The 13,227-nt window shown below is 71.2% G+C and carries 12 protein-coding genes and 1 riboswitch; of the genes, 3 read left to right on the top strand and 9 right to left on the bottom strand.

The annotated features are described in order from the left end of the window. Positions 1-95 precede the first annotated feature (95 nt). A complete protein-coding gene (locus TsocGM_RS13110; RefSeq protein WP_158633533.1) occupies positions 96-3,527 on the top strand; it encodes a ComEC/Rec2 family competence protein in 3,432 nt (1,143 codons plus the stop codon). A gap of 198 nt (positions 3,528-3,725) precedes the next feature. Here the strand turns inward: TsocGM_RS13110 and TsocGM_RS13105 are convergent, their stop codons facing one another. The 3 genes from TsocGM_RS13105 to TsocGM_RS13095 form a co-directional block, all read right to left on the bottom strand. After that, complete coding sequence (locus TsocGM_RS13105) at positions 3,726-4,157, bottom strand: hypothetical protein (protein ID WP_199756778.1); 432 nt, start codon at positions 4,155-4,157, stop codon at positions 3,726-3,728. Positions 4,158-4,278: 121 nt separating this feature from the next. Further along, positions 4,279-5,181 carry an SDR family oxidoreductase gene (locus TsocGM_RS13100; RefSeq protein WP_199756777.1) on the bottom strand — a complete coding sequence of 301 codons (903 nt, stop codon included), beginning with the start codon at positions 5,179-5,181 and terminating at the stop codon, positions 4,279-4,281. Further along, positions 5,178-5,366 carry a hypothetical protein gene (locus TsocGM_RS13095; RefSeq protein WP_126725823.1) on the bottom strand — a complete coding sequence of 63 codons (189 nt, stop codon included), beginning with the start codon at positions 5,364-5,366 and terminating at the stop codon, positions 5,178-5,180. The genes TsocGM_RS13100 and TsocGM_RS13095 overlap by 4 nt, the downstream gene beginning before the upstream one ends. 236 nt (positions 5,367-5,602) lie before the next feature. On the opposite strand from TsocGM_RS13095, the gene trpS reads away from it, so the two are divergent. Continuing rightward, on the top strand, positions 5,603-6,574 hold the full coding sequence (trpS, locus tag TsocGM_RS13090) for a tryptophan--tRNA ligase (protein ID WP_126725822.1): 972 nt from the start codon (positions 5,603-5,605) through the stop codon (positions 6,572-6,574). 10 nt (positions 6,575-6,584) lie between these two features. On the opposite strand, the gene TsocGM_RS13085 is transcribed toward trpS, so the two are convergent. From TsocGM_RS13085 to TsocGM_RS13070, 4 genes are all read right to left on the bottom strand, one after another. Next, entirely contained in the window at positions 6,585-7,610 is a 1,026-nt protein-coding gene (locus TsocGM_RS13085) for a PEP-CTERM sorting domain-containing protein (RefSeq protein ID WP_126725820.1), read from the bottom strand. Positions 7,611-7,689: 79 nt separating this feature from the next. Continuing rightward, complete coding sequence (locus TsocGM_RS13080; RefSeq protein ID WP_158633532.1) at positions 7,690-8,634, bottom strand: DUF4465 domain-containing protein; 945 nt, start codon at positions 8,632-8,634, stop codon at positions 7,690-7,692. A gap of 199 nt (positions 8,635-8,833) precedes the next feature. Beyond that, positions 8,834-9,712 (bottom strand): DUF4465 domain-containing protein, encoded by an 879-nt coding sequence (locus tag TsocGM_RS13075; protein ID WP_126725817.1) that lies wholly within the window; start codon positions 9,710-9,712, stop codon positions 8,834-8,836. A gap of 70 nt (positions 9,713-9,782) precedes the next feature. After that, complete coding sequence (locus TsocGM_RS13070; RefSeq protein WP_126725816.1) at positions 9,783-10,607, bottom strand: DUF1559 domain-containing protein; 825 nt, start codon at positions 10,605-10,607, stop codon at positions 9,783-9,785. A 175-nt stretch (positions 10,608-10,782) separates the two neighbouring features. Next, positions 10,783-11,011, bottom strand: a riboswitch (cobalamin riboswitch). 217 nt (positions 11,012-11,228) lie between these two features. Here TsocGM_RS13070 and TsocGM_RS13065 point away from each other — a divergent pair. Then, on the top strand, positions 11,229-12,083 hold the full coding sequence (locus TsocGM_RS13065; RefSeq protein ID WP_158633531.1) for a tetratricopeptide repeat protein: 855 nt from the start codon (positions 11,229-11,231) through the stop codon (positions 12,081-12,083). Between the two features lie 118 nt (positions 12,084-12,201). On the opposite strand, the gene mce is transcribed toward TsocGM_RS13065, so the two are convergent. Beyond that, the gene (gene mce, locus TsocGM_RS13060; RefSeq protein ID WP_126725814.1) at positions 12,202-12,618 is read right to left on the bottom strand and encodes a methylmalonyl-CoA epimerase; all 417 of its coding nucleotides are present in this window, start codon (positions 12,616-12,618) and stop codon (positions 12,202-12,204) included. Positions 12,619-12,695: 77 nt separating this feature from the next. Continuing rightward, positions 12,696-13,097, bottom strand: a complete 402-nt coding sequence (locus tag TsocGM_RS13055; protein WP_126725813.1) for a biotin/lipoyl-containing protein — start codon at positions 13,095-13,097, stop codon at positions 12,696-12,698. Positions 13,098-13,227 lie beyond the last annotated feature (130 nt).

The raw sequence follows: 13,227 nt of genomic DNA, 5'->3' as shown, positions 1-13,227 counted from the left end.
CGCCTCCGAACGGTCCTTCCCCGCCCCGGCCGTTCACACCGGGCCATCGGGCCCAGCCGGGGAGAGTCCCCCCCCTGGCCCCGGTGGCGATCTCGGTGGCGGGGGGAATCGTCGCCGATCGCCTCCTCGACCCGTGGGGCACGGCGACCTGGGCCCTGATCGCGCTGGCCGCCGCGATCATCGCCCTGATCGCCAACCGCTCCCCGAGGACGGCGATCCCCGCCCTGCTGGTCGCCCTGGCGGCGATGGGAGGCGCCTGGCACCATCGCCGCTGGTCGGACCTGCCGGCCGACGACCTGGCGCGATCGGCCGCCACCGAACCCCGACCGGCCTGGGTGCGGGGCCTGATCGCGACGGTCCCCGAGTATCGCCCGGGCCCCCTCGCCGATCGTACCGACGACCCGGGCCACACCCGGTTCGAGCTGAGGCTGACCGCCTCCAGCGACGGCCGATGCTGGCACCCCGCCTCCGGGGGTGTGGTCGTCTCCGTCGGCGGCGACCGCACCGATCTGGGCATGGGGGATCCGATCGAGGCCGCCGGGGAGCTCGCCCTGCTGGCCGGCCCGCTCAACCCCGGAGAGCGCGACGCGAGGGAGTTCCCCCGCTCCCGGCGGATCCGCCTCCGCCTGTCGGTCGACACTCCCCAGGGCATCGCCCTCGACCCGACCGGCAGACCGGCCCCCTTCTGGAACTGGCTCGGTCGGATCCGAGCCGGGGGAGAGCGCCGGCTTTCCGCCCTGCTCGGCGATCGGGTCGCCCCGATGGCCTTCGCCCTGCTGCTCGGCCGTCGCGGCGGCATCGACGAGGAAACCGCCGACGCCTTCACCCGCACCGGGGCGGCTCATGTGCTGGCCATCTCGGGCCTGCACCTGTCGGCCGTGGCCGGCGCGATCGGGGTGCTCGCCTGCGTCGCCGGGCTCGGCCGGAAGGGGGCGGCCCGGCTGGTGCTGGTCGCGACGGCGTCCTACGCGACGCTCGTCGGCTGGTCCCCCTCGGTCGGCCGATCGGCCGCGATGGTCGCCGCCGCTTCCCTGGCCACGCTGGTCGACCGCCCCTATCGCACCGCGAACACCCTCGCCCTGGCGGCCCTCTTCACCCTGGCCGTCAACCCGAGCGACCTGTTCCGGGTCGGCTGGATGCTCTCCTTCCTCGCCGTCTCCGTGCTCGCCCTCGTCGCCCGGCCGATCGGCCGAGGGATCGATCGGCTGACCTCCCCCGACCCCGATGGCGACCCCCTCGACCTGCTCGAACGCCGGCTCGAACCGCCCTGGCGGCGGGCTGCCCGGCGGATCGCGCTCGGCACCGTCGCCGCCCTGGCGGTCTCGGCGGCGGTCTGGCTGGCGACGGCGCCGCTGGTGGCCTGGCGGTTCCACGTGGTCGCGCCGATCGGGATTCTGCTGAACCTGCCCATCATCCCGCTCATCCTAATCGCGGTCCTCTCGGGAGGGACGGCGCTGCTGCTCTCCGTCCTCTGGGAGCCGATCGCCTGGCCGGCCTCCCGCGTCTGCTCCTGGGCGCTCTCGATGGCGATGACGCTCGTCGAGCGGGCTGAGGCGATCCCCCTGGGCCACGCCTTCGTGCCCGCTCCTCCGACCTCCTGGCTGATCGCCCTGTATGGGACGCTTGCCCTCGCCGTCCGCGCCTTGGTCGCCCGATGGCCCTCGCCGGCCTGTCGGACGGCCTGGGTCGGGGTCGCGGTGGTCGGGGCGATCACCTCGGCGATCACGATGACGCCACGCCGGCCTCCCTCGTTCGAGGTCGAGTTCCTCGCCGTCGGGCACGGCCTGGCCACGGTGATCCAGGGGCCCGACGGTTCGGCCGCCCTGTACGATTGCGGACGGTCCGGAGATCCCTCGATCGGCCGTCGGATCGTCGCCCCGGCGCTCTGGGCCCGGGGCGTCCGTCGCCTGGAATGCCTGGTGATCTCCCACGCCGACACCGACCACTACAACGGCGTCCCCGACCTGCTCGACCGCGTCTCCGTCGGCCGGCTTGTCGTCCCCGACGGCTTCGGCGGGCCCGACAACCCGGGGGCCGAGGGCGTGCTCGACCGCGCCCGGGCCCTCGGCATCCCGATCCGATTCGCCTCCGCCGGCGACCGCCTCCCGATCGTCCCTGGCCTCGACGCCCTCGTCCTCCACCCCGGGGCCGGCTGGCTCCCCGACGCGCCGGACAACGACCGCAGCCTCGTCCTCGACCTCGATCGGGGGGGCCGCCATCTGCTGCTCACCGGCGACCTCGATGGCGCCGGCCTGGCCGAGCTGGTCTCCCGGCCGCGGCGGCCGGTCGACGTCCTGCTCGCCCCGCACCACGGCGGCCGGTCGGCCAACCCGGCCTGGCTGTACGACTGGGCCGATCCCGCCCTCGTCGTCGTCAGCCAGCGGGCGCCCCGGGCGGGCACGTCGGATGCCCTGCGGCCGGTCGCCGAGGCCGGCGTCGCCGTTCGTCGCACGTGGGAAGACGGCGCCGTGCTGGTCCGATGGCTCGATCCCGCCTCCTCGGGCCCCGTCCTCCTCGCCTCCGGCTGGGTCGGGCCGACAGGCCCGACCGGGACGATTCCCCCGGCGGTCTCCTCTCGAGCAGTGTCGGCGATGATCCTCGCCGGCCCCCCCTCGGCTCCCCTGATCCGGGCGCTGACGGCGGTCGCCGGTCTGGCCCTGGGTGCCTGGCTCTGCCTGGCGATGGCGGTGATCCGCTGGGGGGCCTGGGCCCTCGTCCTGCCGGGTCGGGGGACCGGGCACGATGAGGGGCTGCCTCCTCCGTGGCGGCCGGAGTCGATCACCGCGAGCGACGGCCTCCGTCTCTCCGGCTGGCGGCTCGATGCCGACGATTCCCGGGGTCGGATCGCCCTGGTGTTGCACGGCCTGGCCGAGTCGTCGGCGAGCATGAGGGCCCGGGCCGAGACGTTGCATCGCCTCGGCTGGTCGGTCCTGGTCCCCGACCACCGCTCCTTCGGCCGCAGCGAAGGGGACCGCGCCTCGTTCGGCACCCGGGAGGCCGACGATATCGGACGCTGGCTCGACGCCCTGGGGGCCGGCCGTCCCGGCGCCCGGGTCCTCCTCTGGGGACGCTCGATGGGGGCGGCCGTCTCGCTCCGAGTCGCGGCCGAGGACACCCGGATCTCCGCCCTCATCCTCGAGGCCCCCTACGCCGACCTCCGCCGCGCCACCGCCGCTCGACTCGCCCGCCTCCCCCTCCCCGGCGCCTCGATGCTGGCCGGCGCCGTCCTCGCTCAAGCCTCCCGGATCGCCGGCGTCCCCCTCGACCGCCCCCGCCCAACCGACCTCGCCCCCCTCGTCTCCTCCCCCACGCTGATCCTCCAGGGCGAGGCCGACCCCATCACCCCTCCCGACGAGATCCGCCTCCTCGCCAACGCCTTCCCCCCCGATCATCCTCCCGAGATCGTCTCCGTCCCCGGCGCCGGCCACTCCAACGTGTTCGACTCAGGAGGGCCCGCCCTAATCGACCGCCTCTCCTCGTTCCTCCTTCGGCTCGACGGGGCGGATCCGCATCGCCTCGACGCCTGATGGCCAATCTCCTCGACTCTGGATGGCCGGGGTTCGGGTGCCACGGGTTCCGTCTGAGGAACCCGTACGATCGTCGGCCTCGACTCGGGTGGAAGACAACTCGGGGCATCCACCCGAGGGGAGAGCCGCCGAACCGACGGCTGCGGCGGACCTCAGCCTCCCTGCCCTCCCTCCGTCCGCCTTCCGGGCGATCCGAGCTCAGGAGTCGGTTTCTTCCAGCGAGTCCCGGAGCGATTTCAGTTGCGACTCCGGGTCGCCCCCCTCCAGATCCGACCACTGGCCGAAGACGATGACCGTCCTCCTCGGGGTGCGGAAGCATCGGATCGAGCAGGAATTGGTTGAATCCAGGGCCATGAACTCGACGTCGTGCCCCACGGCTCGGTGGCCGTCGATCGTCTCCAGCACGGGCACGGAGTCCAGGTTGGGGTACTCCTCCCGCATCGCGTCGAGCGCCTGGCCGGCGACGTCCGACGGCTCGGGGCAGCTCTCATCGAGCGCGACCAGTGCGAACGCCACGCCGTCCGGGGAGTGGATGGAAACGGTGGTCTTCTCGCCGTCGGTGTCGACCTCGACCTCCCAGTCCCCCGGGTACTCGAAGCGGATGCCGTGGTCGTCGTAGATCCCGGTCATGATGGCGAGCCCTGTCGTCTTCCGCGTGCCCGATCGACCCCGGCCATCGTAACAGGGCGGCGCCCGGCCCCGCCACGCCGGCCGGACCGGCAGGGGTGGGGCCGAGCGGGTCGGGGAGGACTCACCGGCCCGGCGCGCCCGAGGTCCGGGGAGAGAGGCCGAGCTGGGCGGCGATGATCCGGTCGACCAGCCGGGTCGGCAGCAGCATCGGCAGCGTCCAGTTCCAGGGGCGGCCGGGAACCACCGCGTACCTCGCCCGGGGACGCCGGGCGGTCAGCGCCGAGAGGATCGCCTCTCCGATCCGCTCCGGGGGGTAGCCTCGTCGGCTCTCCCAGAGGGCGAACTCCCGGAACGCTCGGAGCGGCCCGGCCAGCGGCGTGCGGTCGTACCGAGACAGGTCGGCGCGATCGGCCTTCTCCCAGATCGGCGTCACCACCGCCCCGGGGGCGACCACGATCACGTCGATGCCGAAGGCCATCAGCTCGCGCCTCAGGCTCTCCCCCATCCCCTCCAGCGCGTGCTTCGCCGCCGCATAGGCGCCGACAAACGGCGCCGCGATCTTCCCCCCCACCGAGCTGACGTTGACGATCCTCCCCGGCGCCCCGATCCGGGAGCGATCCGCCCCCAGCAGCGGCAGGAACGCCCGGGACACCGCCAGTGCCCCGAACAGGTTCACCTCGAACTGGAGCCGGATCTCCTCCATCGGCTGGTACGACAGCGGGCCGGGAATCGCCACCCCCGCGTTGTTCACCAGGCCGAACAGGGTCCGGCCGCCGAGCCGGCGGTCGACCTCCTCCGCCGCCCCGGCGATCGAGCCCGGGTCGGTCACGTCCAGCATCACGGGGACGACCCGCTCGCCCAGCGCCTCCGAGAGGGACCGGGCGTCCTCCTGCCGCCGGACTCCCGCGAAGACGAGCACCCCCCGCCCGGCCAAGACCTCCGCCGTCGCTCGGCCGATCCCCGAGGAAGCCCCGGTCACGACCACCGCCCGGCCGCCGTCCAGTCGCTCCGACGCGCCGCTCATCGCTGATCGCCCCCCTTCCGCACCTCGTCCGGATCGCCCCCTCCGGCCACACGGGCCGGGGCCGAACCGGGGCGTTCGTCAACAGCGACGATCGCCGCCAGGGGCGACGACGGCCCGGCCGGCCGACCCTCCGCCGCCGTCTCGGCCATCGATGGGAAGAGCGGCGCGGCCAGTCGGACAGGCATCGGATCGCTCCCGGGCTCGGTCGTCTGAGAACCGTTCCGATCGTTCGGGCCCCCTGATCATACACCGACGCGCGCCGGCCGCCTCCGCCCCGCCTTGGCCGACGGCGGGGAGTGCTGCTAGATTAGGGAACTCGCGTCGGCCGACTCGGCCGACCTCCTCGGGATGCGCCCCGGCCAGGGGATCCCGACGGATCTCCCGCGGCGACCGACCGATCGATCGAGAGAGCCAGCCACCGATGCGCGTCCTGTCCGGAATCCAGCCGTCCGGCCCGTTGCACCTGGGGAACTACTTCGGCGCGATCCGACAGTACCTGGAGCTGCAGCGCGAGAACGAGGTCTTCTACTTCGTCGCCAACTACCACGCCCTGACTAGCGTCCGCAACGCCCAGACGCTCCGAGCGTACACCGACGACGTGGTCGTCACGCTCCTGAGCCTGGGCATCGACCCCGACCTCGTCACCCTGTTCGTTCAGTCCGACGTGCCCGAGACGACCGAGCTGGCCTGGCTGCTCACCACCGTCACGCCGATGGGATGGCTGGAGAAGTGCGTCAGCTACAAGGACAAGGTCCAGCAGGGGCTCCCCGCCGAGCACGGCCTGTTCGCCTACCCCGTGCTCCAGGCGGCCGACATCCTGCTCTACGACGCCGACCTCGTCCCCGTCGGCCAGGACCAGAAGCAGCACCTCGAGATCACCCGAGACATCGCCGAGCGCTTCAACAACACGTATGGCGATACGTTCAAGCTGCCCGAGCCATACATCCTTCCCCACGTCGCCGTGGTGCCAGGAATCGACGGACGGAAGATGTCCAAGAGCTACGGCAACACGATCGACCTGTTCGACGACCCGAAGCAGATCACCAAGAAGTGCAAGCGGCTCGTCACCGACAGCCGCCCTCCCGAGGAGCCCGGCGACCCGGCCAAGCTCGACGAGTTCCCCCTCTTCCAGTTCTTCCGGCTCTTCGCCGAGCCCGACGAGTGGGAGGACGTCAAAGCCCGCTACCTCGCCGGCGGCCTCGGCTACGGCACCGTCAAGGCCCGCCTCGCCGAGCTGATCATCGACCGCTTCGCCGAGGCCCGCCAGCGCCGGGCCGAGCTGCTCGCCCAGCCCGATCGCGTCGCCGCCGTCAAGGCCGCCGGCGCCGAGCGTGCCCGAGCCTCGGCCCGGATCGTCCTCGACCGCGCTCGAGCCGCCTGCGGCGTCGGCTAACCAGGGTCGATCAGCGTGCGCGGCGCCGGGCGGCGACCGCCACCGCGCCCACCAGGCCCAGGCCCGCGAGGAACAACGTCGTCGGCTCGGGAACCACCATCGCGTGCACCACACCCACCGCACCGATTCGCAGGCCCACGTAGTCAAAGCCCCCGGAATCGAACGTCACCCAATTGTCCAAAATCGGGTTGCCCAGCGAATCTCGGGCGATGCCGGGAATCTCGTCGCCGCTGGTGTCGAACAGCGGGCCACTGCCGACCACGTCGACCAAGCGGACATAGCGGATTCTCGAGAGGTCCAGCAACCCCTGGGCCACCAACGGGTGCGACGCCAGCTCGGCCAGGTCGAACGGCGTCCCCCAGTTCGCCGCGTGCTTGCCGGCCAGGTTGTAGACATTCGTCACATCGTAGCCCTGAAAGGTACCGGCGATGGCCGTCGGGGCGGTGTTCAGCGAGACGGAGTCGAAACGGGCGAAGTCGGTCCCGTTGCTGGAAACCTCCACGAAGGCCAGCTCCAGGAATAGGCTGGTCGGACCGCCGAACGAAAAGCCGTTCTCGAAGACGGCGAAGTCGGCCCCCGGGCCGTCGAAGATCACCAGGTCCGGGTCGAAGCCCAGGGTGATCGAGCCGGGCTGGTCAATCCCGATGAAGCCGTAGCTGTCGTCCGGGTCGAAGAGATCACCCCCGAAGGGGCTGTTGTTGACGCTGCCGTTGTGGAAGGGGCTGGGCTCGGTTCCCGGCTCGGGGTGGAAGCGCTTGTCGAACGGCGTGTTCGGCCCCGACGGCCGGGTGACCGGACTGTACAGGTCGCCCAGGGAAGCGAAACCGTTCTCGAAGTTGCCGAAGTTCGGCCCCACCCCAGGGGCGGGGTCGTAGGAGATCACCCGGCTCTCGAAGATCGAGAACCGCGATCGGGCGATCGGGTTGTCCGGCGCGCCCGGCGTCACTCCCGAGAAACTCGAGAACGGCCCGCCAAACACGGCGGACGCGGGCAGCAGGGCGATCAGAACCGCCGAGGTCGAGATGATCCGGTTCATGGCGCCGATGGCTCCTCTTATTGTTAAAAAATAATTTTATATTTCGATCCCGATTGAGTGATGGTCGATTCCGCGAGGCTCATGCCCCGCCGCCTCGCCGGGCGGAGCCCGCCCGCCACGCGACCAGCGCTGGGGCGATCAGGCCGAGTCCGAACATCGCCAGGCTCGCCGGCTCGGGGACCATCGAGAATCGGATGGTGTCCACCGCGAAGTACGCCGGTGTGTTCATGCCGAACGCTCCCACGTCGGAGGAGGAGAGATTGAAGGCGATCGTCCGGGCGCCGGCCAGCGGTGAGAGGTCGAGATAGGCCCACTCGGTCACGATGTAATCAAGCGAGTTGTCGTTGAACCGGTAGTCGGCCAGGTAGAACTCAACCGAGTCAACCAACGGCACGCCCGAAGCGTCGAGCCCATAGACCGTCAGCTTGAAGAAGTCCGGATCGTTTCCGGTCGCGCCGCCGAAGGGTTTGGCGAAGCTGTCGCCGAAACGCATCGAGAGCGTCGTGTAGGTCGTGTTCGTGACGTACATCCCCTCGATTCGGGCCAGCTCCGGCAGCTCGAAGTAGGGCAGGGCGAGCAGATCGGCCGGGTCGGTCGGGTCGAACGGGTCGGGGTCGGACAGGTTCGGCTCCAGGTCGTCGTAGCCGAACGCGACGCCGTAGGTGTCCTGTCCGGGCCCCAGGCCGGTGCCGGTGATGGCGCTGAACTGGTTCACGAAGCCGGGCGTGGTCGTGTCGGAGGAGTTGGAGTAGGCGAAGCCGCTCCAGCTCCCGAACGTCAGGTCGTAGCGATTGACGAACGTGATGCCGCGACTCGAGAAGCTGCCGACGTTCACGGGTCCAAACGGGCCGTCGACGATCGTGCCGCCGGGGTCAGGCCCGTTCCAGTAGGACCCGGGAGGGAGAAGAAGGTCGTCAAAGTCGACGATCTGGTCGGCACGGCCCGCCCGGCCAAGAGCCGAGACGAAGATCGCGAGGGCGACAGGCCAGAAGCTCCGGCAAACGGTGAAGAGTCGAGAGGCCATGTTCTGATCCTCATACCATGGGGACTGGGTACCCGCCGCGCGGACGACGATCGCCCCAATCCAGAGTCGACGGGACGGGCACCGGACGGACGAGGGACCTCGGGGTACCCGACAGCAGGCACCCCGTGTGTCAGACGGAGAATCGAGTCGTCTCGATGTTGGCATCCGGCCGAGCCAAGACCGGCCGGACCACAGCCGATCAGAGGTCGTGACATCGCCGCGAAGCGGCGACCCAAACACCAGCGAGGCCCACGGCCAGCGCCAGGATACTCGCCGGCTCCGGCACGGCCGAGAAGGGAACGATCGTCAATTCGTCCAGCGCGAAATACGCCGGCGTGTTCATTCCGAACACTCCCTCGTCCGACGACCGCAGCCGGAAGCCCAGACTTCGGGAGCCGAGCAGACTCGTCAGGTCGACCAGCCGCCAGTCTCGGACCACATAGTCGAGGCTGTTGTCGGCGAACCGGTAGTCGGCCAGCAGGAACGGCACCTCGCCGATGATCGAGCCCGTGGCGCCGAGGCCGTCGAACCCGATGATCGTCAACTCGAAGAAGTCAGGGTCGTTCCCCGAGGCGCCGCCAAACTTCTTGGCGAACTGGTCGCCGTTGAGCATCGACATCACGGCATAGGTCGTATTCGTGATCCGCACGCTCATCGCCGCCGCCCCGGCCGCCAGGGACGGGAGGTCGATGATCGCCGACGATCCGAACGCCACGCCGAAGTTGCCCGAGCCTCCGAACCCGCCCCCGGTGGCGCTGTGGTACTGGAAGCGGGAATATTCGGTCAGGCCGCCCGGGTCGGTGATCGTCGACCCGAGATTCGAGTACGACCAGCCCGACCACGAGTCGAACGTGAACGAGCCGAACTGGCTGCGCCTCCAGGTGTTGTTGAAGGTGGCGCCGCCGGAGGTGAATGAGCCGTCGTAGGTCACGCCCACCACCGGGGCATCGGGCATTCCGTTGTGAAACGAGTTCGGGGGCAGGGCCAGGTCCTCGAAGTCGACGACGACATCGGCGCGGGCGGCGATCGGGCCGGCGGCGAGGATCGCCGAGGCGGCGAGGATTAGACGGGCGGTCATGGGCAGGCTCTCCTGGTGCTGATCGAAGCGATCGGGGGGGCCTCCCCCGATCAGGTCGGTCGGGTCAGGTTCAGTACTGGTCGGCCGAGACGATCTCGCCGCCGGCCCGAGTGCACAGAGCGGCCAGCGGGCGCAGCGCGATGGTCTCGCGGAGGAACCGCGCCGAGCCGTCGCCGAAGAGGGCCTGGGCCCCCCCGGGGTGGTCGCTGCGCAGGTCGTTCTCGAAGCCGGGGGCCCGGTTGATGGCGAACGCCTGGTCGAAGACGTTGCGGGCGTAGAGCCACTGGCCGTCCCCCCAGGCGGAATCCTCGGCGATGAAGATCGTCTGCGACGTCCCGTCCCGGATCGCCGCGATGGGGAAGGCCCGGTCGTAGAGCATCGCCCCCTTGGGCGGGTTGTTCGGCGAGGTGATCCGCTCGCCGTACATCCCGCCGTAGTCGCAGGCCCCCCGGCCGTCGACGCGATCGTCCTCGCGCCGGGAGCTGGGGCAGAGGTACACCTCGAGCACCGTGGCGGCGGCCGTGGTGTTCGCGTGGTGGTTAAAGGGGACGGCCAGGTTGAGGCCGTTGTAGAGGGCCGACTGCTCGAGGTTCGGCAGCAGCAGCGCCGACCAGGCGAGCCATCGCATCGTCGGTTCCCCCGGCCGGCGTAGCCAGCCGCCGGGGGGAAACGATCGGGCCGAGTCGTGGTAGCCGTGCAGGGCGATGCCCATCTGGCGCAGGTTGTTCAGGCATCGAGAGCGGCGGGCCGCCTCCCGGGCCGACTGGACGGCCGGCAGCAACAGCGCGACGAGCACGCCGATGATCGCGATGACCACCAGCAGCTCGATCAGCGTGAAGCCGACGGCCCGGCTCGGGCGCCTTCGGGCGCCCCGGCGGGGGTCGGGTGAACTCATGGTCGTGCGGCTCGGGACACGGACGCGCTCGGCCCTCCCGGCCTCCCCACGCCGATCAGAGCGGGGCAGGGAGGGGTGGGCGACCGGCGATCGCGCCCCGGCGGGTCCTCGGAACGGGGGTCGAAGTCAGCGTCTCGACGCATTCCGCCCGGCGTGCTCGTCCCTCGCAGAGCATGGCCGGAAGCGACGTCAGGTAGGTCTTCTGACTCCCGGGCACGGGCCCCGAGCCTTCTCATCGAGCCCCGGCGCCGCAGGCCGAAGACTCAACAATGGCTGCAGGAGGGGAGGGGCCCGTTGAACTCGCCCGGTCACAGCGGCGGGGCCGTCCCGGATTCTCACCGGGTTCCCTGTTCACCGACCCCCGCAGGTCGCGGGAGCCGGCCACCTGGCGCCTGTCAACGGAAGCCGGATGGTAACGACGACTCCCCTCCGGCGTCAATCCCCCGCGCTCGTTCGCTCGTTCGATCTCAGGAGCCCCCCAGACGATTCTCCAAGAATCATCGAGAAAATCCTCAAGGCCGGTCGCCTGAACGGCCGATGACGCCGAATGGCGTGAGTCTGCCGCCGCCCGACCCGGGTGGCGCGAACGGGCACTGCGGGCCGGGGACCTCGGGAGGAGGCATGGGGCGACGGGCCTTCCTGGCCGGGTTGCTCGCAGCCCTCTCCGCCGGCTGCGCGGCGATGGACCGGCCGACAACGCTCGGACTCTGGCCCGACTCCCGGACCTGGGAGCAGCGCCGGGAGCTCTCCCGGGCCGCCCGGCAGGCGAGCCAATCCCGCGACTTCGGCCGAGCCCTCAACCTGCTCGGCCGACTGGCCGAGGCCGACCCTCGATCGGCCGAGGCTCCCTCGCGCATGGGCCTGATCCTCGCCGAGCTGGGCCGTCCTCAAGCGGCGGCCGAGGCCTTCCGCGACGCCCTGGCTCGCGACCCCGACGACGTCGACGCCCTCGTCGGCCTGGCCCGCATCGAGGCCGACCTCGGCCGCCTCGACAAGGCCCTCGCCCACCTCGACGCCGCCATCGAGGTCGACCCCGGCCGCCTCGACGCCCACCTCGGCCGAGCCCGGGCCCTCGAAGCCCTCGGCCAGACCGACGACGCGCTGGCCTCCTACTTCCGCGTGCTCCGCATCGAGCCCGACACCCCCGAGGCCCTGATGCGAGTCGCCTCCATCCACCTCGAGCGCAGCCAGCCCGAGTCGGCCCTCGCCCGGCTCGACCACCTCGTCGAGCTCTCCCCCGACGACCCCGAGGCCCGAGCCCGACGCGGCCAGGCCCGCCTCGCCCTCGGCCTGACCGACGGCGCCGTCGACGACCTCCGCTTCGCCTCCGAGCGGCTCCCCGGTCGAGACGACCTCGCCCTGCTGCTGGCGATCGCCTCCGGGCAGCCCAACGGTCCCACCGACGGCGCCGAGGCCGCCGGACTCCCCCCGCTCCCCGAACCGGCCAGGGATCAGGCCGACCTGCTCCGCCGCTGATCCCTCGGCGCCCGGGCCCTCGAGCCGAGGCCGCCGTCTTCCCGGGGCCCCGCAACTCAGCCACCGTCTCCATCGTGGGAGACCCGGGCCGGCCTCCCCGATCCCCGGCCGGGTCGGGTCACTCCTCGCCGGCCGGCTCGCACAGCTCGGTGAGCACGCCGTGCGTGCTCTTCGGGTGCGCGAAGGCGATCCGCATGTGGTGCGCTCCCTTGCGGGGAGCCTCGTCGATCATGCGGAGGCCCCCCGCCTTCCACTCGGCGATGCGGTCCTCGATCCCCTCGACCGTGAAGGCGACGTGGTGCATCCCCTCCCCCCGCTTGTCGAGGAAGCCGGCGATGGTGCTCGACTCGTCGATCGGCTCCAGCAGCTCGAAGCGCACGTCGCCGATGCGGAAGAAGCCGACGCGGACCTTCTGGTCGGCCACCTCCTCGATCCCCTCGAACTCGGCGCCGAGGGTTTCCTCGTAGTACGGTCGGTGGTCTTCGATGGACCGCACGGCGATGCCGATATGATTGAGCGCCTTGACTGGGGTCATGGTCGAGCCTCCCAGGAACGATCGAGCGGTGGAGCGGTCGGGAACGCGAGGGGCGAACATCACGGGGCGGGCCGCCGTCACTCGAATTCGACGAGGACCTGCCCCTGCTGAACGCCGTCGCCGACGCTCGCGTTGACCTTGGCCACGGTGCCGGCCACCGGGGCGGTGATGACGGTTTCCATCTTCATCGCCTCCAGGACGATGAGGACGTCGTTGACCTGGATCGCCTGGCCCGGCGTCACCTCGACCCGGGAGACGACGCCGGTCAGCGGGCTCCGGCAGACCTTCCCCTCGTCGGCGACCGGCTCGGATGCCGGCGTCGGGGAGGCCGGCGGCGAGGCCGCCGCCGCCGCCGAGGGGGCGGCCGGCAGCCGCGCGTGGCCCGAGGCGGGCACATACGCCGGCCGGTACGGCTCCGGCTCGGCGACCTCGACATCGACCTCGTACACCTTGCCATCGACGGTGATCTTGAGTTTCAACGCTCGCTCCTCGAGGGCCTCGCCCGCCCGGTTCGGTTCGATTTGGCCGCTGGTCGGGGGGAGGGATCGGGTCGGGCGGGAAGGGCCCGGGGTCGCCCTTCTCCCCCCCGTCCTCCGGCATCGGTCTTCG

Origin of the sequence: Tautonia sociabilis (assembly GCF_003977685.1) — a bacterium.
Lineage (GTDB): Bacteria > Planctomycetota > Planctomycetia > Isosphaerales > Isosphaeraceae > Tautonia > Tautonia sociabilis.
This window is presented reverse-complemented; position numbering and strand designations above follow the sequence as displayed.